14 protein-coding genes, 1 pseudogene and 1 riboswitch are annotated in these 23,045 nt (G+C 57.4%); of the genes and pseudogenes, 9 read left to right on the plus strand and 6 right to left on the minus strand.

The window, feature by feature from the left end; translation table 11 throughout:
* Nucleotides 1–346 precede the first annotated feature (346 nt).
* The 3 genes from GSF01_RS00190 (at nt 347) to GSF01_RS00200 (ending at nt 2,761) form a co-directional block, all read left to right on the plus strand.
* Nucleotides 347–1,630 (plus strand): BNR-4 repeat-containing protein, encoded by a 1,284-nt coding sequence (locus GSF01_RS00190; RefSeq protein WP_201305285.1) that lies wholly within the window; start codon nt 347–349, stop codon nt 1,628–1,630.
* Between the two features lie 53 nt (nt 1,631–1,683).
* Complete coding sequence (locus GSF01_RS00195; RefSeq protein ID WP_159881001.1) at nt 1,684–2,499, plus strand: response regulator; 816 nt, start codon at nt 1,684–1,686, stop codon at nt 2,497–2,499.
* An 82-nt stretch (nt 2,500–2,581) separates the two neighbouring features.
* Nucleotides 2,582–2,761 (plus strand): hypothetical protein, encoded by a 180-nt coding sequence (locus GSF01_RS00200; protein ID WP_235941185.1) that lies wholly within the window; start codon nt 2,582–2,584, stop codon nt 2,759–2,761.
* Between the two features lie 462 nt (nt 2,762–3,223).
* Here the strand turns inward: GSF01_RS00200 and GSF01_RS30575 are convergent.
* A pseudogene (locus tag GSF01_RS30575) lies at nt 3,224–3,403 on the minus strand (IS1634 family transposase); the annotation flags it as partial.
* 261 nt (nt 3,404–3,664) lie between these two features.
* Here GSF01_RS30575 and GSF01_RS00205 point away from each other — a divergent pair.
* Nucleotides 3,665–5,380 (plus strand): ABC transporter ATP-binding protein, encoded by a 1,716-nt coding sequence (locus GSF01_RS00205; RefSeq protein ID WP_159881003.1) that lies wholly within the window; start codon nt 3,665–3,667, stop codon nt 5,378–5,380.
* 148 nt (nt 5,381–5,528) lie between these two features.
* Here the strand turns inward: GSF01_RS00205 and GSF01_RS00210 are convergent, their stop codons facing one another.
* Together GSF01_RS00210 and GSF01_RS00215 are read right to left on the minus strand one after the other, a co-directional pair.
* Nucleotides 5,529–6,146 carry a pyridoxamine 5'-phosphate oxidase family protein gene (locus GSF01_RS00210; RefSeq protein ID WP_159881004.1) on the minus strand — a complete coding sequence of 206 codons (618 nt, stop codon included), beginning with the start codon at nt 6,144–6,146 and terminating at the stop codon, nt 5,529–5,531.
* Between the two features lie 2 nt (nt 6,147–6,148).
* Nucleotides 6,149–6,625: a GNAT family N-acetyltransferase gene (locus GSF01_RS00215; RefSeq protein WP_159881005.1), complete on the minus strand. Its 477-nt coding sequence runs from the start codon at nt 6,623–6,625 to the stop codon at nt 6,149–6,151.
* 123 nt (nt 6,626–6,748) lie between these two features.
* Between GSF01_RS00215 and pdxR the strand changes: the two genes are divergently transcribed.
* The 3 genes from pdxR to GSF01_RS00230 all read left to right on the plus strand — a co-directional run bounded on the left by pdxR (nt 6,749) and on the right by GSF01_RS00230 (nt 17,547).
* Nucleotides 6,749–8,218: a MocR-like pyridoxine biosynthesis transcription factor PdxR gene (gene pdxR / locus GSF01_RS00220; RefSeq protein ID WP_159881006.1), complete on the plus strand. Its 1,470-nt coding sequence runs from the start codon at nt 6,749–6,751 to the stop codon at nt 8,216–8,218.
* Nucleotides 8,219–8,331: 113 nt separating this feature from the next.
* The gene (locus GSF01_RS00225) at nt 8,332–16,518 is read left to right on the plus strand and encodes a 5'-nucleotidase C-terminal domain-containing protein (RefSeq protein ID WP_159881007.1); all 8,187 of its coding nucleotides are present in this window, start codon (nt 8,332–8,334) and stop codon (nt 16,516–16,518) included.
* Nucleotides 16,519–16,686: 168 nt separating this feature from the next.
* Complete coding sequence (locus tag GSF01_RS00230; RefSeq protein ID WP_159881008.1) at nt 16,687–17,547, plus strand: tetratricopeptide repeat protein; 861 nt, start codon at nt 16,687–16,689, stop codon at nt 17,545–17,547.
* A gap of 104 nt (nt 17,548–17,651) precedes the next feature.
* On the opposite strand, the gene GSF01_RS00235 is transcribed toward GSF01_RS00230, so the two are convergent.
* The 3 genes from GSF01_RS00235 to GSF01_RS00245 form a co-directional block, all read right to left on the minus strand.
* Nucleotides 17,652–18,908, minus strand: a complete 1,257-nt coding sequence (locus GSF01_RS00235; protein WP_159881009.1) for an MFS transporter — start codon at nt 18,906–18,908, stop codon at nt 17,652–17,654.
* Between the two features lie 219 nt (nt 18,909–19,127).
* Nucleotides 19,128–19,928 (minus strand): archaetidylserine decarboxylase, encoded by an 801-nt coding sequence (asd, locus tag GSF01_RS00240; RefSeq protein ID WP_159881010.1) that lies wholly within the window; start codon nt 19,926–19,928, stop codon nt 19,128–19,130.
* 231 nt (nt 19,929–20,159) lie between these two features.
* On the minus strand, nt 20,160–20,366 hold the full coding sequence (locus GSF01_RS00245) for a hypothetical protein (RefSeq protein WP_159881011.1): 207 nt from the start codon (nt 20,364–20,366) through the stop codon (nt 20,160–20,162).
* 226 nt (nt 20,367–20,592) lie between these two features.
* Nucleotides 20,593–20,697: riboswitch (TPP riboswitch) on the plus strand.
* Nucleotides 20,698–20,831: 134 nt separating this feature from the next.
* Here GSF01_RS00245 and GSF01_RS00250 point away from each other — a divergent pair.
* Nucleotides 20,832–21,413, plus strand: a complete 582-nt coding sequence (locus tag GSF01_RS00250; RefSeq protein WP_159881012.1) for an ECF transporter S component — start codon at nt 20,832–20,834, stop codon at nt 21,411–21,413.
* Between the two features lie 6 nt (nt 21,414–21,419).
* Nucleotides 21,420–23,042, plus strand: a complete 1,623-nt coding sequence (locus GSF01_RS00255; RefSeq protein WP_159881013.1) for an ABC transporter ATP-binding protein — start codon at nt 21,420–21,422, stop codon at nt 23,040–23,042.
* Nucleotides 23,043–23,045: the final 3 nt, after the last annotated feature.

Raw genomic sequence — 23,045 nt, forward strand, 5'->3', positions numbered from 1 at the left:
GGCGCGCCGACGTTCTCTGGAATCCGTCCTGCAGGTACGAACTCTCAGTGAACCGACCGACGGCCTTCGGGCTTTCGCTCTACCCGTGCCGGACATTATACGACTCCGCCAAGCAGGAAATCGTTCTACCCGCTGCGTCAATGACCGGAAATGCTGAATATCGTTCTATGAACCGCAAGATATTGTTCATGTTCGGCCCTGTCGCGGCCGTGATACGATAGGTGCAGCAACAGACAGCAAATTGTGTAAGCGCTTCATTTTGATGGAGAAAGATAGGATTGCCGTCCCATCGATCCGGGCTGCGCAAGGCTGCTTCTGCATGTTAGCTCTGAAGGAGGTTTTGACGATGAGATGGATGAAACGGATAGGGAAAGCGGGACTCGCTGCCTCGGCTTTGCTGCTGGCGCTGCTTCCGGCAGGTACGGGACAGGCTGCCGCCGTGCTGACCGAGGTGCCTTATGCGATGGACTCGAGCAATCAGGCGGGATGGTGGTCGCCTCTGGCGACGTACGGCACCGGCAACGAGTACGCCTATATGGCGTATAACGCTCCTGGCAGTACGCCCGGCACGCATAAGGTGTACATAGCCAGACGGGACGGAGCCGGAGCCTGGTCGAACATTCCGGTGATGAACGGGACGAATGTGGCCGAGTACATAGACGACATAGGCCACAATCAGCCTTCGATAGCCAGAGACGGAAGCGGCAGATTCCATGTGTTCGCCTCCATGCACGACAATCCCTGGAGGTATTTTCGCTCCGATACGGTCGGAGGGCCGCCCCAGAACCATTCGGCTGATCTGCCGGATGCCGGGATGGGTATCACGTATCCCGTTGTGAAGACAGCTCCTAACGGCGACTTGTACTTGCTGGTCCGCGGAGATCAGGATCCGCAAGGCCGCCGGAACGGGGTGCTGTACCATTGGAACAACGCCTCTTCCGCCTGGAGCAAGGTAGCCGTGGTTGCTTCAGCCTTGAATCGCGCCGTCTATCCCAACGATCTCGCATTCGATGCAAGCGGCGATCTTCATATTTTGTTTGAGTGGTCGCATTTCCCTTCGAGTGTGCTCCGCCATGAGCTGTCTTATCTAAAATACAGTCCGGCTACCGGCGTATTTTCGAAGGCCGACGGTACCCCCGTCTCCGTGCCGGTCACTCCGGCTACCGCGGATAAGGTCCAGCCGCTGACGGGAAGCGAGGGTTATGTGAACAGCTCGCCCGATCCCGGCGGTCCCGGCGTACAGAGCGCCAAGCTAACCGTCGACGGGACCGGCTCTCCACTGGTCGCATACCGGTACCGGGAGGAAGGCAGCAGCCTGTTCTCCGTGAAATATGCGGCCTTCAACGGGGGCAGCGGTTGGGTCAGGCAGACCGTAGCGGACACCGTGCAGACCAAGGCCGCCATCGATGTGACCTGGACGGGTTCGCAGGCGAGAGTCTATTACGCGACGGCGAGCGGAACGGATCGGGCCTTTATGGCCGTGAATACAGGAGCCTCCGGCTGGAGCGCGGTTTCGCTTGCCCCCGGCAAGCCGATCGAACGACTCGCTGTGGAACGGAACGCCAAGGGAGTCGATATTCTATACTTGGTCGACATCACGAACCTCAAGCTGTATTACGGAAGAAACTGACGCATGGTATAATTAAATCAGCTAAGGGATGATCAGGAGCAGGGGGTGGGAGCATGTGGACCGTATTGCTGGTTGAGGATGAGGTGTTTGTACGAGAGTCGGTCAGGCGCATCGTGGATTGGCACAGCCTGGGCTTCGATGTCATAGGAGAAGCGGGTAACGGCGAGGAAGCGCTCGCTCTGATCGAGCAGCATCGCCCCCATCTGGTCATCTGCGATATTTTGATGCCAAAGATGAACGGGGTGGAGGTGCTGAAGCGCGTCCGCGAGGCGGACATCGACTGCCGCTTCATCATGCTGTCCTGTCTCAGCGACTTTGAATATGTACGGCAGGCGATGGAGTTCGGCGCCTCCAATTATATATTGAAGCTATCGATGAATGTGCAGTCCTTGATGGACGCTCTGGTCAAAGTGGATGCGGAGCTTAGGAAGCGGCCAAAGCGGGAAGGAGGCCGGGAGGCAGACGCAGGCTACCAGGAGGGAGGGCCGCCTGCACGGGCCTCAGACCTTCCCTCTTCCCTTCAGGCGGAGACCGGCCACAAGGAAGTTGACAAGCTGATTCTCTATATGAAGGAAAATTACCGCAGCATTATATCGCTGAAGACGCTGGCCGGGCAGGTCGCGATGGATGAGAAGTATATCAGCACGCTGTTCAAGAAAAAGACCGGAACGAACGTGATTCAGTTTCTACATCAACTGCGCATCGAAGAAGCCAAGCTCCGTCTGGAGCAGACCAGCTTGTCCGTGTCGGAGATCGGCTTGCAGGTCGGTTATGAGAATGACAACTATTTCATCAAGATCTTCAAGCGGTTTACAGGGCTGACGCCGAATACGTACCGAAGCCGGTTTCTGACCGGCCATCCGTCGTAGCCCTCCTCTTCGCCTCCTTTTCTTAGTTTTATTGTAAGAAAAACATTGAGCTTGCCCAATAATTTAGCCTGGGGTGATAATTTTGAATAAAATTGTAGTTTTGCTTTGTTTACTCGCTGTTGCATCCATTTTATTTGGTATTGCCGTGAAAGACATGATAACGTTCGCGCCAACGATTGGATGGGTGCTAGCTATTTTGTTATTTGTAACTGCTACATGCATAGCGGTCGCCAAAGGAAAAAGCAATGAAAAGCAAGTCTAGTGTGAGCAGTTTAAGCGCTAATATACATAGTTTGTATTATTAAAAATATAGACTTCTCCCAGAAGGCTAATAGCGAAGCAAGTTGGAGGGTCCAATCGGACTCTTTTTTATATTAGACAATCTGCCATACCTAGCTGCGCGGCAGTGAGCGCCACGGTCACCGGCACCTCCACGCGATCGGCGAAGCCGCGGATATCTGCTTCCGGTGCAGCGTAACAGCGGACGATGCAGTCGGGGGCTCGGTCCGACGGTAACGGCGGCCGAGGTCTCCGGCGCGCTCAGCTGCTCCTTGACCTTGCTCTGACATTTCGCGCACCCTCTGGATATCGAATAGCAACACAAATCAAGCACGGTCATGCGCCAGCGCTCCTAGCGGGAAAGATCATTTTGCTGGAAAAGAGAATCGTGCTGCCTATACATTCAAATATAGATAGACTCATCATAGCCAAATAGTGCTGACAATCATCTTTGCTTCGATCTCAATTGTTGACCCAACTGGCGAAAGCGGCTTCCGTCAGGCATCCGAATGAGAATCACCTGCGCATATTCAAGCAGACGGAAGAATTCCCTCGTCGTTGGTTGTGCCAGTTTTCGTTTCGTCGTTGCGATCAGGGGGCGGTGCTCACTCGTCTGGCCGCGAACCAGGTAGGTCGGGGAGGGTCCGTCCACGATATGCCGAGTACGAATATGGAATGCGCCATCGCTGCGATCGGCGTTTTTTTGTTGCCGGGAAGTATTGCAGGAATCCGATATATCTTATATGATGCAGGCAGGCAAGCTCAACCTAGGAAGTACGGCGATCCCTCAGAATCGGATAGGCTCCGCCAAGCGTGGTTCCTAGGTGCTGCTGCCGGAAGTTTGCCCCAAAGACTTTATACATCTGCTTGGAAGTGAGGGTTCAGCATGCTTCGTCGTTTTTTTTCTTATTACCGACCTTATAAAGGGCTCTTTATTCTGGACTTTTCCTGCGCGATCATCGCCGGTCTTCTCGAGCTGGCTTTTCCTTTGGCAGTGAGCAAGTTTATCGACGACCTGCTGCCGGGACAGAATTGGCAGGTCATCGTGCTGGCGTGCTTAGGCTTGCTCGCGGTCTATGCCCTCAATACGGCCCTGCAGTATATCGTGACGTACTGGGGGCATATGCTTGGCGTCAACATCGAGACGGATATGCGTCGCAAGATGTTCGAGCATATCCAGAAGCTGAGCTTCCGCTTTTTCGACAATCAAAAAACCGGCCATCTGATCGGACGGATCACGAATGATCTGAATGACATCGGCGAGGTTGCGCATCACGGGCCTGAGGACGTGTTTATCGCGATCATGACGCTGGCCGGCGCGTTTACGCTGATGGCTTACATTAATCTGGAGCTGGCGCTGCTGACGTTTATCATCATCCCGGTCATGGCCTGGATGATTATCTTCTTTGGCCGGAGGATGACCACGACGTACCGCCGTCTGTTCGGCGATGTCGGCAACTTCAATGCGCGCATCGAAGACAATGTGGGCGGCATCCGCGTCGTACAATCGTTTGCCAACGAAGCCCATGAGAAGAAGCTGTTCGCCGTGGACAATCAGAACTTCCGCACGACCAAGCTGCTCGCCTACAAAACGATGGCCAAAAGCATCTCCGTCAGCTATATGATGATGCGTCTGATCACGGTATTCGTCATGATCTGCGGCGCTTGGTTCTTTATTCAGAATAAGCTGGAAATGGGCGAGTTCATGGCGTTTCTGCTGCTGTCCAACATTTTCTTCCGGCCGATCGAGAAGATCAACGCGGTGATCGAAAGCTACCCGAAGGGTATCGCAGGCTTCAAGCGCTATACGGAAATACTCGATACGGAGCCGGATATTGCCGACGCGCCGGATGCGGTAAGCTTACGCGAGGTGAAGGGGGATATTCGCTTCGAAGACGTGTCGTTCGGGTATGAGCCGGGCCGGGACATCCTAACCCATATCGACTTGACCATTCGTGCGGGGGAAACGATCGCATTCGTCGGTCCTTCCGGGGCCGGGAAGACGACCATCTGCAGCCTGCTGCCCCGCTTCTACGATGTGACGGGGGGACGGATCACCATCGATGGCCGGGACATCCGGCAGATAAAGCTGCAAGCCCTGCGCAAGCATATAGGGATTGTGCAGCAGGATGTCTTTCTTTTCTCGGGGACGATTCGCGAAAACATTGCCTACGGGGATCTGGACGCGACCGAGGAGCAGATCTGGGAGGCGGCGCGCAGAGCCTCGCTCGATGAGCTGATCCGCAAGCTTCCCGAAGGGATGGAGACGGTCATCGGGGAGCGCGGCGTGAAGCTGTCGGGTGGCCAGAAGCAGCGGCTGTCGATTGCCCGCATGTTCCTGAAAAATCCGCCGATCCTGATCCTGGATGAAGCTACCTCGGCACTGGATACGGAAACCGAGGCGGCCATCCAGCAGGCGCTGTCCGAGCTGTCCGAAGGCCGGACGACGCTGGTCATCGCTCATCGCCTGACGACGATCCGCAATGCGGACCGGATCGTCGTGGTGAACGAGCGCGGCATCGCCGAGCAGGGCAAGCACCAGGAGCTGATCGCCTCCGGAGGCGCGTACAGTCGCTTGCATAGGGCACAGTCGGCAAGATAGCCGATGGCTCGCACAATAAAACAGAGCAGCAGCGCCATGAACCGTTACGCGTTCATGGCGCTGCTGAGGGAGAGGACGTCGGCTTTGCTGAAGGATTGGCAAAGCGGATGTCCTTTTTGCGTATCCAGTCCAGCCGGTGTCTGCCGTCTTATTCCCGATGATGCGGGCAAAACTGCTTCATCAGCGCGAGCGTCTCGGCATCCAGCGGGGCGTCCCTGTTCTCCAGGCCTGCGGTGACCTTGTCCCGCTTCCGGTCCGTGAGGTTTTGGCCGAATTTGAATTTGGCTGACATCGTCTCGACGCGGATGCGAACGACGGCTGTGGCACGAAGCTGTCCGGCGTAGTCGGCATCCCCAGGATCGATAGTCTCATAGCCGCCCTCGGCCTGCAGCTTGCTCATAAAGGCGGACAGCGCGGAGGCTTTCTCCTGCAGATCCTCCACGATTTCGCCGTACCCTTTTATCAGGACCGACTTGAAATAAGCGGTGGCCGGACAGGCCAGCTTCGGGTCGAGGAAGTATGAGGGGATACGTGCGAATTCCTGCGAGACGGAGAAGGTCACCCGGGCTTCCTTCTTGAGATTCGTCATTTTCTGGCCGACCTTGCTGCCGTGGAAATAGATGGCTCCCTCGTGGTAGACGAAGTTTAGAGGCGTCAGCTCCGGCCAGCCGTCCTCGCCCTGCGTACCCAGGATGCCGAAGCTCATCTCCGCCAGAAAGGACTCGATTTCTTGCTGTTCGGTTATTTCAAAATCACTTCTGCGCATACTTACCCCTCCAGGCTTAGAAAATAGTGTACGAATGTCAAATCTCGGACATAACCCGCCTTCTCGTACAGACGCCGGGCCGTCAGATTGTCAGCGGCTGTGGAAAGCTCGACGCCCTTGGCCCCGCTCTCGCGGGCATGTGCGGCTACCGCATCCAGTAGACTCGAGCCGACTCCATGCCCCCTCGATACCGGTAGGACGTACAGATCGTTAAGCGTCCAGACGCGCTGCATCGAGATGGAGGAGAGAGTAGGGTACAGCTGGGCGAAGCCCAGCAGGTCGGCTCCCTCATGAGCGGCTTGAGGCACGAGGTAGATCACGGAACGCCGCTCCTCCATATTCTTGCGCAGGAAGGCCTCGGCCCCGGCAACATCGCTTTGCTGTCCGTAGAACTGGCGGTAGGCATCGAATAACACAGAGAGAGCAGGGACGTCGGAATGCTCGGCCAAACGGCAAATCGGTTGATCGTCGCTTTTCATCGGGAGAGGCTCCTTTTCAACAAGGTAATAGGGGAACTATAATGAAAATATGGACCGATGAAAAGATCCATTTCTATATACTTTTATTGGACCATTTGAGGGTCGGGAAAGGAGCGTAATCGATTGGACTTTCTTATTCCCTATGAAAAGGTTGCACAGCGGCATCCGACGAAGCATGCTGCGCTATATGAAGCCTTGCGCGAAGCGATGCTGGACGGTCGACTCCCTCTGGGCATGAAGCTGCCTTCCACACGCGAGCTGGCCGCCCAGTATGGCTTGTCCCGGGGCACGGTGAATCAGGTCTATGAGACGCTTGCTTCGGAAGGCTATGTCGTGTGCAAAGTAGGAAGCGGTACAACGGTCGCCTACCGCTATGCAGCGCCCGAAGCTCGGGCTGCATCAGTCCCTGATTTTCGACTGTCGGCCTGGTCCTCCCGCTTGGTCGACCTCCCTCGGGAGCAAGGGCATCCGGCAGCCGCAGCGGGGCTTAAACCAATCAACTTCGCCTCGGGGAAGGCCGATGAACGGCTGTTTCCCCGCGAAGCCTGGAACCGGTGCCTGTATGCCGGGATTCGGGATGAGACCCAGTGGGAATCGGGGCGGGCAAGCGCGCAGGGCGACTACCGGCTTCGCGAGGCAATCGCGATGTATGTGCGCAGGTCCCGGAGCTTGCATGTGTCCGCCGAGCAGATCGCCGTTGTACACGGCTCGATGCAGGCGCTGGCCTTGATCGCCCAGCTGATGCTGAATCCGGGCGACCGGGCGGTAGCGGAGACGCCCGCTTATTCGGGCATACGCCGGGCGATCCGCTCCGCAGGGGGCACCGTGATCGACGCCCCCATCGACGAAGAGGGGATCGTCCCGGCCGAATGGGACGCACGCGCGCTATTCGTCACGCCTTCCCGGCAGTTCCCGACGGGAGCGGTGCTCAGTCTAGAGCGGCGGCAAGCGCTGCTCGCCTGGGCTGCCCGCCAGCGGGCCGTCATCGTCGAGGATGATTACGACAGCGAATTCCGCCATCGCGGGCGAAGTATCGAGCCGTTGAAGGCGCTTGACCGGGACGGCCGGGTCGTCTACGTCGGAAGCTTCACGAAGTCGATGCCCCCGTCCCTGCGAATCGGGTATGCGGTGCTTCCCGATTCGCTGGTGGAGCCCTTCGTCCGTGCGCAGGCCCTGTATGAGCCTTCCCCGGCCAATAAGCTGGAGCAGGGGGCGCTGGCGGAATTTATGACGAGCGGCGGCTACGAGCGGCATCTCCGTCGCATGAAGCGCAGCTATGGACGCAAGTTTGCCCATCTGACGGCCCTGCTGCAGGAAGAGCTGTCCGGAAGCTTCGACTGGGTACCGAGCGATGCCGGTCTGCATGTGTTCGGGTGGTGGAAAGGGAGTGAGGAGGCCTATCTGGCCTTCCGGTCCGCATGCCGGGAAGCGGGAGTCGTCTGGGCCGATACGGAGCCGGCGGATAACGGAGCAGGCATCGGTCGATGGGGGGCTTACTTTCATTTCTCGGATCTGACGGAGGAGGAGATGAGAGAGGGAGTCAGGCGGATGAACCGGATACTGAACGAAGGGGCCGGGGCTTCTCGCGCTTAATGGGCGATTTACCTTATTTTAACACGAGCACTGACATTCCGTTAACAATAGAGTGCTAGTCTAGTAGAGGTTGTCCGAGTCTTCTTAAAAATGGATAGGGGATGATTTCTGCAATGATTAGCTCTTTGTACAGGGTTAAGAAATGGATGGGCCTGATGCTCGCGGCTTTACTGGTAGCCGGTCTCGCGCTTCCGGCCGCACCGGCCGCCCAAGCGGCGACGGATGGCAGTAACGTCGTCATTTCGCAACTATATGGCGGAGGAGGCAATTCGGGAGCCGAATATAAACATGACTTTATCGAATTGTATAATCCGACGGATGCTCCCATAGATCTGAACGGCTGGAAGGTGCGCTATGCGAGCAAAGCGAGTGCTTTGGGCGATTCGAGCGCTTTCACTACGTTGACAGGGACGATCCGGGCCAAGGGTTATTACTTGATCCAGCAGGCAGCCGGTGCGAACGGCACCAAAAACCTGCCGACTCCTGATGATATCGGTACTTTGGCTATGAGCGGCACAGACGGCAAGGTCGATCTGGTCCAGGCGTCAGGCGCTGTCGTCGATATGGTCGGATATGGTGGCGCCAGCACCCACGAGGGAACCGGCCCGACCGCTGTCCTGTCTAATACGAGGGCGGCTGTTCGTCATGCAGCTCCCGGCGCCCCGGCTGGCAGCCGAGGACTGGATACGAATAATAACGCTGCTGACTTCTTCGTAGCCGAGCCTGATCCGAGAAACAGCTCCTACGGCTTCGGCGCTTCGTCCGTGACGGCAGATCCTGCTCCGGGCGCTTGGCCGGCCGGAACGCAGATTTCGCTCAGCTCCCCGACTGTGGGCGCATCCGTCTATGCGGATGTATATACCGCTCCGGGAGCGGGCTCCGGCTTCGGACTTTACACGAGTCCGATTCTCCTGGATGCGGCGAAGACCATCAAGGCTTACGCAGCGGCTCCGGGCTATGCGGATAGTCCGGTGTCCGAGTTTGACTATACGATTCTTGCCAAGACGGATATCGCGACCGCACGTATGGCGGCTATCTCGCAGAACGTCTATACCGAAGGTATCGTGACGCATGTGGACGGCCAGGAGGTCTATATCCAGGACAGCACCGGAGGTCTTGTGCTATATGGCTATCCGGCATTCGCCGAGGCGGGCGACCGGGTATACGCCCAGGGCAGCATGGTGCATTTCAACCAATTGCAGGAGCTCAAGCCGCTGCCGGGCTTAAGCTACGGCATCCTTCAAAAACAAGCGGGCGTGCCTGCGGCAAAGCTGCTGACGGCAGCCGATCTGTCGGCGGCAAACGGCGAGCAGCATGAAGCCGAGCTCGTGTATATGGAAAATGTCAAGATCGAAAGCAAGAACGGCTCCACGGTGACAGCCAGCCAGGGAGGCCAAACGTTCACGATTTATTCGGGCCTTGCGGCTCTGCAGGCAGGTGTCGTGTTCGAGAGGATTACTGGCGTCATCAAGCAGTATAATACGGCCTATCAATTCATTCCGCTGAATGAAAACGCTCTGGTCGAGAACGCCTTCTCGGTCGTTGCCACACCCGGCTCCGGCCCTATTGTAGCGGGCAACAAGGTCACGCTGTCCAGCCCGACGGCCGGAGCTGCGATCTACTATACGGTCGACGGCACAGAGCCGACGGCAGCGAGCGCTCCGTACACCGCTCCGATCCCGGTTAACGGAGATATGACGATCAAGGCGATCGTCGTATTGGGAGCGCAGACGAGCGACGTGTATTCCTTCTCTTATGTGACTTCATCCGATCTCGGCCGCATTCATCACATCCAGGGTGAAGCCCATGCCTCCAAGTACGCCGGGCAGGAAGTGAAGGATGTTGAAGGGATCGTCACCCAGTACGGGTATACATTTGCAAACGGAGCTTACAAGGGCTTCTTCATGCAAGATCCGGCCCCGGACGATAATATCAACACCTCCGAAGGGATCTTTGTATTCAGCACGAATGAATCGCTGAAGCCGGCAATCGGCGACCTTGTCAAGGTAACCGGCAAAGTATCCGAATATAACGAAGGCAGCGGCAGCAACCTGACTTCTACCCAGATCACGATGACCTCGCGTACGATCGTTTCGTCGGGGAATCCGCTTCCTGCTCCCGTCATCCTGGGTAAGAACGGCAGAACGATTCCTTCTTCGATCATCGACAATGACGGCTTGACGAAGTTCGAGCCTGCCGAGGATGCGATCGATTTCTTCGAATCCCTCGAGGGCATGCGCGTCCAGCTGCAGACTCCGACCATTCTCAGTCCGTATTGGACAAGCGGCTCAGGGGACTCTCAGCTATACAACATACCGACAAGAGTAGAGAATGACGATGCCGATGTGATCACTCCGGCAGGCGGGCTTGTGCTGAAGGAGCTTGGCAATCTGAACCCGCAGCGCCTTCTCATCGCTTACGGCAACCCGGGTCAGGAAGTGAATACCGGCGACCGGTTTGCCGCGGATGTAACGGGCGTTATCGGCTATAACAACGGCAATTTCAAGGTTATCCCGGCTTGGGGCGAGCTGCCCGCTATCACAGGCGGTACGTTCCAGCGCGAGACGACGACCTTGCCGGTCGATGCCGATAAATTGACGATTGCCACATATAATATCGAAAATTTCAATCCGAATGTCGGAGCCGAGAAGATAAATAAAATTGCTGAATCTATCGTCGAGAACATGAAGACGCCGGATATTGTCGCTGTCGTCGAGATGCAGGACAGCAACGGGGAGACGAATAACGGAGAGGTCGGTGCGGATCAAAGCGCGGCATCGCTGATCGCCGCCATCCAAGCAGCCGGAGGCCCGGTCTATACGTATACCGACATCGCGCCTGTTAATAATCAGGATGGCGGCGCGCCTGGAGGCAATATCCGTGTCGGCTTCCTGTACAACCCGGCTCGGGTTACTTTGTCGGACAGCGTCAACGGAGCGAAAGGGTCTTCGACGACAGCGGTCCAGTATGATGGCGGAGCGGACAAGCTGACTTACAATCCGGGGCGCATCGATCCGACCCACGCAGCCTTCAACAGCTCGCGCAAGCCGCTGGCGGCCCAATTCGACTTCAAGGGCGAGAAGGTCATCGTCATCGCCAATCACTTCAATTCCAAGAGCGGAGACAGCGGTCCGTTCGCGAATACCCAGCCGCCGGTGCTGTCCAGCGAAACGCAGCGCCATCAGATCGCAGCCGTCGTGAACGGCTTTGTGAAGGACGTGCTGGCGGCCAATCCGAAGGCCAACATCGTCGCGCTCGGCGACTTGAACGACTTTCAGTTTACCCGGACAGCGGACATCCTGAAGGGGAACGAGCTGGATAATCTGATTGATAAGCTTCCCTTGCAGGAGCGCTATACGTATACGTTTGACGGCAACTCGCAGGTGCTCGATCACATCTTAGTCAGCAAGAACCTGTCGGCCGCAGCCCGTGTGGATATCGTCCATCTCAATGCGGACTTCTCCCCTGCCAAGGGGCGGGCTTCGGACCATGACGCGGTGCTGGCTCAGCTCGATCTGGGCGCTTTCCCGCTCACGGTTCTGCACACGAACGATACGCACGCGAATCTCGATACGGTAAGCTCGCCGAATAATATCCTGCGGCGGATAACGGCCATCAAGGAGGCCAAGGCAAGCTCGGTGAATCCGATTCTCCTCGACGCGGGCGATGTATTCTCGGGTACGCTCTACTTCAACAAATACTTGGGGCAAGCGGACCTGGAATTTATGAACATGGCCGGCTACGACGCGATGACGTTCGGGAACCATGAGTTCGATAAGGATTCACAGGTGCTGGCAAGCTTCATCGCAGGCGCGAAGTTCCCGTTCGTTTCGTCCAACCTGGATTTTTCCGCGGATGCGATTCTCAAGGACATCTACAAAGCGGAGATCGGCAGCTTCGGGAAAGCCGTCGATACGGGTACCGTTGCTACGATCTATCCGGCCATCGTGCTGAATATCGCCGGAGAGCAGGTCGGACTGTTCGGCCTGACGACGGAGGATACGGTCAATATCGCCTCTCCGGGCGATGTGAAATTCCACTCTGCGCTGGACAAAGCCAAGGCGACCGTCGAGATGCTGCAGGCGCAGGGCATCAACAAAATCATTGCGATCACTCATCTGGGCTACGACGAAGACCTGAAGCTGGCGGATGCCGTCGAAGGCATCGACATCATTGTCGGCGGACATTCCCATACCCAGCTTAATGATGCTGTCGTCAACACGAAGCACAGCGCGCCCAAGCTGATCGTTCAGACGGGCGAGAAGGGGCAGTTCCTTGGCCGGTTGGAGGCCGCGTTCAATAAGGATGGCGTGCTGACGGCATGGAACGACAGATTGATTTCCATCGATGAGAAGAAGGACGGCAGCTACGTGCTGGCCGAGGACGCCGCAGCGAAGGCGATCCTGGATACGAAGTATAAGCCGGGCATCGAGGAATTGACCCAGGTCGTGGTCGGATACTCCGATGTGGAGCTGAACGGCGTCCGCACCGATGTCCGCTCGAAGGAGACGAATCTGGGCAACCTGATCGCCGACGGGATGCTGGACGCGGCACGGGCAGCAGGCACGGACGCGGTCATTGCGCTGCAGAACGGCGGAGGCATCCGCGCTTCGATCGACCAAGGTCCGATCAGCCAGGGCGAGATTTTGACCGTACTGCCCTTCAATAACGATCTGGTTACGATCACGCTGACCGGCCAGGAGATCAAGGAAGCCTTGGAGAATGGCGTGTCGACGATTACGACGACCAGGGATGGGCGCTTCCCGCATGTCGCGGGAATGCGGTTCTACTATGACTCGACCCAGCCGGTGAATGAGCGCGTGAAGCGCGTGGAGGTTAAGCAGGGCGCAAGCTATGTCGCGCTTGATCTGGCGGCGAGCTATACGGTGGCTACGAATGCTTTTACCGCGAAGGGCGGAGATTTCTACGCATCGCTGGAGAAGGCGTATAAGGAAGGGCGCGTCAATCTGCTGTATTTGCCGGACTATGAAGTGCTCACGAACTATTTGAAGAAGCTTGGGACGGTAACCGCCTCCGATTCGGCAGTCGAAGGCCGGATCGTAGACTTGAAGGGCTCCGACCTTCCGGGAGAGCCCTCGGGTAACGTCAAGCTGAAGCTGCTCAGCGTCAACGATCTGCATGGCAAGATCAACGATTCCTATTCCGAAAAATCGCTGAACGAAGACTTGAACGGCGATGGCGTGATCAGCACGGATGTATTCGTAGGCGGCATGGATTATATGGCAGCTGCGCTGAAGCAGCGCAGGTCCGCAAGTCCGCATACGATCACCCTTCATGTAGGAGATATGGTCGGTGGAAGTCCGCCGGTATCCGCTCTGTTCCAGGACGAGCCGACGGTCGAGATCATGGAAGCGATGGGCTTCGACGTTGGTGTCGTCGGCAACCATGAGTTTGACGAGGGCACGCAGGAATTGCTCCGTCTCCAGAACGGAGGCGAGCATCCGAAGGGAACGAAGGGCTATGACGGCCAGAACTTCCCGCTGCTTGCCGCGAACGTGAAGTATAAAGACAGCGGAAAGCATGTATTGCCTCCCTATGTCATTAAAGAGGTCGAAGGCATCCAAGTAGGCTTTGTCGGGGTCATTACGGAAGAAACCCCGCAGATCGTCGTACCGGCGGGGATCCAGGATATTGTGTTTACCGATGCGAAGACGGCGGCCAATGAAGCGGTGGCTGAGCTGAAGGCGCAGGGCGTCAAGTCGATCATCCTGCTCGCCCATATCCCGGCTTCGCAGTCCGGCTCGCTTGTAAGCGGAGATGCGGCCGATCTGGCTGCAGCTGTCGACGATGAAGTGGACGTTATCTTCGCCGGCCATAATCACCAGCGCGTCGCGGGTGAAGTGGACGGCAAGCTGATCGTGCAGGCGTGGGAGTACGGCAAGGCGTTTGGCGATGTGGATCTGGAGATCGACCGTGCCACCGGCGATATCGTGAAGAAGAACGCCGTGATCGGATACAACCTTCAGACGGTCTATGACCCGGCTGTCAGAGCCATTATCGAGAAATATACGGAGCTTGCCGCTCCGTACCTGAACCGCGTCGTAGGAAGCTCTACCGTGGAGATGAAGAAGGATTATCCGGGCATGGGCATTGGCGTGAACGGAGATCAGGCTCTAGGCAATCTGATTGCAGACGGCATGAGAGCCAACATGCAGGCGGATTTTGCCCTGATGAATGGCGGTGGCGTTCGCGAAAATCTTGATATCGGCGACATTACATGGGGCGAGCTTTTCAGCATTCAACCGTTTAACAATGTGCTGGTGAAGCTGGAGGTGACGGGCGCCGACCTGGAAGAAATTCTGAACGCGCAGCTGGGCTCCGGCTCCATCTACGGGCCAGACTTCCATGTATCCGGCTTTACGTATACGTGGTACAGGGACAGCGGCAACAACCGCAAGGTCATCGACATGCAATTGCCGGACGGTACCCCCGTCGATAAGGCCAGCACGTATACCGTGGTCGTCAATAACTTTATGCATACGTCGACCAGTCCGAAAAACATAGAGATCGGCAAGCGGGGCAAAAATCCGATTACCGGACCGGAGGATCTGGAGGCCACATTAAGCTTCGTGAGCGGCTACGAAGGCCCTATCCACTATGTGGCCGAAGGCCGCATCCGTGAACTGGCCGAGCCGGCAGGAGCGGATACGACAGCCCCGGTATGGCCGGGTGACAAGTCCATCACGGTATCCGGCGTATCGACCGGCAGCGCGGTATTGACCTGGACGAGGGCAGCCGATAACGTAGCGGTTGCAGGCTACAAGCTGTATAAAGGCACGGCCTTGGCTGCCACCGTGACCGGCGACGTATATAGCTTCACGGTAAGCGGGCTATCCTCGGACACCGGCTATACCTTCAAAGTAGAGGCCTTTGACGCAGCGGGCAACGAGACGACGGACGGTCCGTCCGTATCGCTGAGAACCGAAGCCGATTCTTCCGGCAGCGGGACGACGGGCGGTACGACGACTACGGGCTCCGGAAGCTCTGCGCCTCAGACGTCAGAGTCCGCAAAACCTGCGGCTTCCGGCAACGGTGTCGAGCTGAAAGTAAGCGACAACGATTTGAAGCGGGAAACGACGCCTGACGGCCAAACGCGGACGAAGGTGGTCGTCAGCCCTGAGTCGCTGGCCGAGGCGGTGCAAGCACTCGCCAGCAGCGGCAAGGGACGTAACGCCGTCCTTAATCTGGCTGGCGTGGACGGAGCGGTGAAGGTGGAGCTGCCGGCAGCAGCGCTGCAGGAGGCTGTGGGTAAAAAGGCCGATGCCGTAATCCAGGTGAAGACGAAGGGGCAATCCTATGATCTGCCGCTGAGCGTTCTAAAGCTTGGGGAGCTGGCTGCTCAGCTGGGAGTATCCCCGCGTGAAGTGACGATCAGCGTCGCGATTGAGGCCCTAAGAGGGGACGAAGCCAAGGAGGTCAGCGCAGCTGCGGCCAGGTCCGGACTAAGTCTGCTTGCGGACGCCATCAGCTTCACGATTACGGCCGAAGCAGGAGGGAAGTCGGCGGAGGTGAATAACTTCGGCGCCACTTACGTAACACGGACGATTACGATTCCACGGTCCGTCGATCGCAATCAAGCGACGGCCGTCGTGTACGACCCGACCACCGGCGAGTTGGCTTTCGTGCCATCGGTATTCGAAGTCGCGGGCGGCAGAACGATTGTTACGATGAAGCGGAATTCCAACAGCATCTATACGGTCGTGAACTACGAGAAAACCTTTGCCGATCTGAACAGCCACTGGTCACAGCAAGATGTCGAGCTGCTTGCCTCCAAGCTGGTGGTGAGAGGCCAGACGGAAGTCGGGTTCGCTCCGGATAGCAGGATCACGCGTGCCGAGTTCGCTTCGCTGCTCGTCCGTGCGCTTGGTTTGAAGAATGACAGCCAGGCCGCATCGGGGATGAAGGACGTGCAGGCCAGCGACTGGTTCGCGGGAGCGCTCGGCGCAGCCTCGAAGGCTGGCTTGATGGAAGGCTTCGAGGACGGTGCCTTCCGGCCGGAGGCGACCATCACGCGCGAGCAGATGGCCGTGATGATCAGCCGGGCGATGACAGTTGCCGGCAAAAGCAAGAGTCAGGCTAAGCCTGAAGCGGCTAGCCGATTTACGGACTTCAGCCAGATCCAGCAGTGGGCGGTTGACGCAGTTGCCGAGAGCGTAGGAGCAGGTATTGTTCAAGGCACTCCGGCCAACACCTTCGAGCCTGCCCAATCTGCGACAAGAGCAGAAGCTGCGGTCATGCTCAAGCGGCTGCTGCAGTCTGTGGAATTTATCAATAAGTAAGGCGGGCGAAGCCTGCACGTCTGTCAAGTATACTAAGCCTACCAAGCCTACCGGTTCTGTCCGGTAGGCTCTTTTTGCCCGATTCGGCGCCTGGACCAGCAGAAAGTGGCTTCTCCTCCCCGTGCTTGAGTATAATGGGGATAAAACGTAGGTGAAGGAGGGAAGCGGATGCCTCCCATTGTGAAAACCTTGCTTCAAGTTGCTGCCGTCGTCATCGTTATCGTGTATCTTTTCAAGCTCCATTGGGCTCTTGGGACGGGGGTTGTTGTGCTGCTGCTCGGCCTCTTTGTATTCCTTAACCGCTCCGCGCTGTATGCCCAGCGTGGCAACATGGCCTATATGAAGGGCGACCAGGAGAAGGCGCTGGAGCTGCTAGAGAAGGCCAACCGGATGAAAAGAGTGGCGCCGCAGCACCGGATCGGGTATGGGTATCTGCTGCTGAAGGCGGGGAGGCCGGAGGAAGCGGAGCAGGTATTTCAGGATGTGCAGCGCTCGGCCGTACCCCGTGAGGTGATGATGCAGGCGAGGATCAACCTGTCGACCGCCTACTGGCTGCAGGGCAGGCGCAGCGATGCGCTGGAGCTGATGGAGGAAGTGATGGACGAGTACAAGAATACGCTGGCTTACGGAAACCTCGGGTATTTCAAGGTGCTGAACGGGGACCTGGAGCAAGCGCTCGTCTTGAATGAAGAAGCGTATGCCTTCAATGATAATGATATGACCATCCTGGATAATCTGGCGCAGAATTATTACTTGCTGGACAGGCTGGAGGAAGCCGCCGAGATGTACGACAAGGTTATGGACAAATCTCCGAAGCATGCCGAGTCCTACTATTTCTATGCGCTTACGCTGAAGAAGCTGGGTAGGCTCGAAGAGGCGCGAGAGCAGAGCGAGAAGGCGCTGGGCCGGGAGCTGGCGATGGTGACCCCGTTGACCCGAGAGGATCTGGAGCGGCTGGCCGGCGGGCTGGAGCTGGCGACCGAATCGAACGGGGCTGAAGAAGGGGCTGAAGCCGTCCGGGCTGATTAGGGAGAAGAACTCCAGGCTAACCTAGAGCAAAAACTAAGCGAGACCGTCCGGTGACCCGGACGGTCTCGCTTAGTTGGAACGAAGGCCGCGTGCTGCTGTGGCGGTTAGCCCTCCTGAGACCATTCTTTCAAGGTACGGTCCGACGGCAGGAAGAAGGTCAGCAGTCCGATCAGAGGGAGAAAGCTGACCCAGCCCATGACCGTCTGCAGGTGGAACGTATCGGCCAGACTGCCGAGCGCGACAGCGCCCAGCGCCCCGAGGCCGAAGGCCAGGCCGGTGATGAGGCCGGAGACCGTGCCGATCTTGCCGGGAATCAGCTCTTGGGCGTAAACGACGGTGACGGAGAAGCTGGATAAAATGATAAATCCGTTAATGAGCAGAATCACATAAGACCAGGCTTCATTGGCATACGGCAGCACCATGGCCAGCGGCGCCGAGCCCAGCATGGAGAAAAAAATGATATTGCGGCGGCCGAATCTGTCGGACAGCGGACCGCCCATGAACGTACCTACCGCGCCTGCGGCCGCGAAGAGGAAGATGTAGACCTGCGCATGCTCAAGGGTCATCCCGAACTTCTCCATCAGCTCGAACGGGAAGTAGATCGTGATGCCGGCATGGTACCAAGACCGCGCGAATACGAGAAAAATCAGCAGGTACACGGCAAAGCGCAGCTGACGTTTGCGGTTTGGATCGATGGCCCGAGTCCCGCTCTTCCGGGGAGTCGGCGGATTGGCTGCCATGTAGCCGCTATACCAGCGCGAGATGAACAGCTGCACGGCGATGGCGATGGCCGCTACGGCCGTAAACCATATCGCGCCCAGCTGCCCGAGCGGGGCAAAGACGAGCGCTGTCATGACCGAGGCGAGCGATTGTCCGGAGTTGCCGCCCACCTGAAAGATGGATTGGGCCAAGCCGCGGCGGCTGCCGCCCGCCATATAAGCGACCCGCGAGCCTTCAGGATGGAAGATCGCCGAGCCGATACCGACGAGCAGGACGGAGAGCAGAACGAACCAATAATTCGGTGCCAGCGCAAGTCCCAGCACCCCTACGAAGGTGAAGCACATCCCGATCGGCAGCATGTATGGACGCGGCTTGCGGTCCGAGTACATCCCGACCAGCGGCTGCATGACGGAGGCCGTCATATTGAGCGTGAAGACGATAATGCCCGACTGGGCGTAGTTGAGCTTCATGGTGTCCTTCAGGATAGGGAGAATAGCGGGAATGATGGATTGGATCGTATCATTGAACAGATGGACAAGGCTGATCGCGAGCAAAATACGGAAGACGGTCGGCTTCGCATCGGACTTCACAGTCTGCTGTGAAGCCGAACTGCCCGCCGGCGCTCCGGTAGATACATTCATGAAGTCTGACTCCTTCCTGTGGTGAGCTCGGAGCCCGAATGGCTCGGTAAGCGCATGTGAAAAAACGCCCGGCTGGTCAGAAGCAGGGGGTTGCTGCCCGCCTGCCTCTCCAAGGGCGAAACCGGAAATTAAAGGAACTGCAGCTCGTTAATGGCCCGCCTCCGGCCTTAATCGAACGGAAATGGAGGAAGCATCGACGAGTAACGCGCTCCAGTTCCGCTAATTCCCTGACGAATGACGAGTTAAAGCACCGAGTGCCTCGCCCATCCTCACTTTACTGCCGACGTCCAGATCGGCCCGTCCTTCGTACGTGCCGTTTTCCATAAGCAGAACTACGGTAGAGCCGAATTCAAAGTAGGCAAGCTCGTCTCCGGCCTCTACTTGGTTCGGCAGAGGAGAAACATACTGAATGGAGCTGACATTCAAGGCCCCTACTTTGACGACTGCGATTTCGCCATCCTCGTGCTGCATATACGTGATCAACCGTTCGTTGCGGCTCAGCACGCGGCGCATATGCTTCAGACCGAAGTCGTTGACCGGGTATACCTTCCCAGGGACATGCTCCTTCTCGATGATCTCGCCCGTTACCGGCGTATGGATGCGATGGTAGTCGGTAGGGCTCAGGTACAGGACGTAGAAATAGCCGTTCGTATAGTTAATGCGGCGCGGGCTGAAGTTAAGCAGCTCCTCGACGGTATAGTCCTGCCCTTTGACATTCAGCAGGGTGCCTTCCCGAATCTGGCCCATGCCGGTGATCATCGCATCGACAGGGCTGACCACGATGCCCTTGGCCGGGTCGACAGGGCGTAAGCCGGGCTTCAAACGACGGGTAAAGAAGTCATTCAAAGAAGCATATTCATGCACCGCCTTCTCCGCGTCCTCTACCGGGATGCCGTAGGTTTTGGCAAACTGCGGAATAAAGGCGCGGCTGACGCGGGACTTGGCGAAGGCTCCCGTGATGCGGGATACGGTCTTGCGGGATGAGAGCTCGGTTAAAAGCCGAAAAAACGTGATCTTCATAAGGGTCGAATGTCACCTATTTCTTCAGAATCATGGTATGGAACCTACCGATTATCTTGACACAGAATGTAGGACAAAGCAAACCTTAAACAAGGGCAAAAAAGCAGGAAGGCTCCCGGAAGGAGCCTACTAGGGATACAGACCTCTTATTTTCGGCGCATTGCCGCTTTTCTTCCGATTATTCCGGCCCATATAGCTTAACATAAGCCCGCCGCCGAATCGGGAATTTGTCTATTTCTTATACTCCCCGCAGGTCATGCATGCGGTCAAATTGACCATAATCGGACTGCGCGCCCCCGACCACTTCGTGCAATGCACAGGAGTTCGGGAGTGGGGATCGCAAAGGATTCGGGTGCAAAATTGACAATCGGCGATCATGCTTGCGGTAATCGGCTGCAGTTCCAGAGCTTCCAGCTCGTTAGGAGCCATCTCTTGCATAGGCGGTACCCCCTTGATACATTCCGTATAAGATAACGCTTTCAATCCTCGGTATTCCCCGCTTCCGTTAAAGAGAGTAAGCCTATATTAACAAACATTTCTCGATAACACTAGGGATTTTTTTCTAAATTATTTTTAATAATCGCTCCAATCCGTATCAGTTCTGAGATCCGGCATTTCTATTTTCAGACGGCCGTTGACAAAAGAAGGATTCATGTTACTATTGGTGTGTCACTAGGGGAGCCTAACGGCTGAGATTGGATCGCAAGATCCTAGACCCTCTGAACCTGATCTGGATGATGCCAGCGTAGGGAAGTGGAGAGCGTAGTCAAGAACCAGTACGTTCACTTGTGCTCACAAGCCGCTTCCTAATCCGGGAGGCGGCTTTTTTGGCATAATCCGCTGACAAGAGGAGGGCGCTGCCGCGGCGCGTCCCCAGACAAAAAAACAAAGGAGCTGAACGGGATGTCCAAAGGATTGAAGCTGACCGATATTTTGGTCACGATCGTGATCGCCGTCGTATTCGGGATTATTTACCGGGTATGGGGCGATGTTTACAACGTCTTTAAAGTGCCGGGGATACCTCTGGAGCAGCTGATCTACGGGATGTGGTACATGGCTGCGGCCGTCGCATTTCTCATCATTCGCAAGCCGGGAGTGGCCTTGCTGGCGGAGGTCGCCGCAGCCCTGTTCGAGATGCTGCTCGGTTCCCATTACAGCGTGTCATCGTTGACTTACGGGATTGTGCAGGGGTTGTGCGCGGAATTGACCTTCGCGGCCTTCCGCTACCGCAATTATTCACTATCCGTCGCCGGTCTGGCGGGGATCGCGTCAGGCGTCGGGGCGCTTGTTATGGATATCTTCGGCAATTATTTGACCGCATACTCGCCATGGCTTCTCGTCCAGTATGTCGCATACCGGTTTATCGGAGCGTTCCTGATCTGCGGCACGCTGGCCTATGCGCTTGTTAAGGCGCTGGAGAAAACAGGCGTGACTCAACTGGTGCGTCCCGTCAGCCAAGATGATCTGGATGCGCTTGGCCGGTAGCGTCAGATGATCAGAGCGAGAAAGGATACGGCAGGGAAGTCGGCGCCCCACGCCGTGAAGCTTGACGGGAAAAAGGCGGCCCAGGAGGCGAAGTTTGCGGCCGTATGGGTCCAGGACCTGCGGATGAAGTTTCCGGGGAGCGAGTCGCTTCTGTTCGATAAGTTGTCGCTGACCGTCAGGCAGGGGGAGAAGGTGCTGCTGCTCGGACCAAGCGGCTGCGGCAAATCGACGCTGCTGCAAGTGCTCGCCGGGCTGATTCCGAATATCATCGAAGTGCCAATGAAGGCTGCAAGCATCGGCAGGCCGGACTCCTGGGGCTATTTGTTCCAGGACCCGGATGCGCAGTTCTGCATGCCTTATGTGGATGAGGAGCTCGCCTTCGTCCTGGAGAACCTGCAGGTTCCCAGGGAAGAGATGGGCGAGAGGATCGCAGAGCTGCTGGAGCAGGTCGGGTTGAGCCCGGATATCCTGCATGAGCCTATCGCATCGCTCTCGGGCGGCATGAAGCAGCGGCTGGCGATGGCCTCGCTGCTTGCTCTGGAGCCGGATGTCTGGTTTCTCGACGAGCCGTCGTCGCTGCTGGACCCCGAGGGCACCCATGAGGTATGGGAGACGGTTAAGAAGGTGACGGCCGGAAAGACGGTTATCATCGTCGAGCATAAGATCGACGAAATTGTGGATTTCGTCAGCCGCGTCGTGATGATCGATGCGGAGGGCCGGATACGGGCGGATGGAGCTCCTGCTCAAGTGTTCCGCGAAAGACTGGACGACTTGCAGAGCTATGGCATCTGGTATCCCGGTGTCTGGGAGGATTACCGGGCGGGACTCCTGCGGACGGAGCCTGAGGCTGCACTCCGCGGCTTCCCGGCAACAGCCGGGCTCCCTGCGGCATCAGGCCCCGAGCCGCTTGTCAGCCTGAGGCAATTCGAAGGATACCACGGCAAGCAGAAGAAGCTGGAGGCGGAGACGGCACGGATCTCGCCGGGCGACTGGATCGCGATCGTCGGCCGGAACGGAGCGGGCAAGAGCACGCTCTTGTCCGCCCTGATGCAGCTGATCCGGACGGAGGGCGAGTATGTGCTGGAAGGCAGGCGGGTTAACGGACTGGAGGATGTCGTCAAGCAGGCCGCTTATGTGTTCCAGAATCCCGAGCTGCAATTTATAGCCGGGAGTGTATTCGATGAAGTTGCCTTCAACTTCCGCAGAGACGGCGAGCCGGAGGAAGCGGTAGACAAGCAGGTGTCCGGGCTGCTGGACTGGTTCGGTCTGGCCGGACAGCGCGAGCAGCATCCTTATCAGCTGTCGCTCGGCCAGAAGCGGCGGTTGTCGGTCGCCGCGGCAACGGTAAAGGCGCAGCGCCTGCTGCTCCTGGATGAGCCGACATTCGGTCAGGATGCGGCGAATACGTTCGCGCTGCTGGAGAAGCTGGAGGAATGGCGGCAGAGGGGGATGGCGATCGTGATGGTGACTCATGACAGGGAGATTGTCCGCCATTTTGCGACCCATGTCTGGGAGGTAACCGAGGGTAGGCTTACGGTTGACGCTTCCGGTAGCCGGGCCAAGGAGCCGGCCGCCGCCGATGTCCGCGATATGGCCCTGGCTGTGGGGACAAGGAATGGAAGGGGCTGATGA

The organism is Paenibacillus puerhi, from assembly GCF_009846885.1.
Lineage (GTDB): Bacteria > Bacillota > Bacilli > Paenibacillales > NBRC-103111 > Paenibacillus_G > Paenibacillus_G puerhi.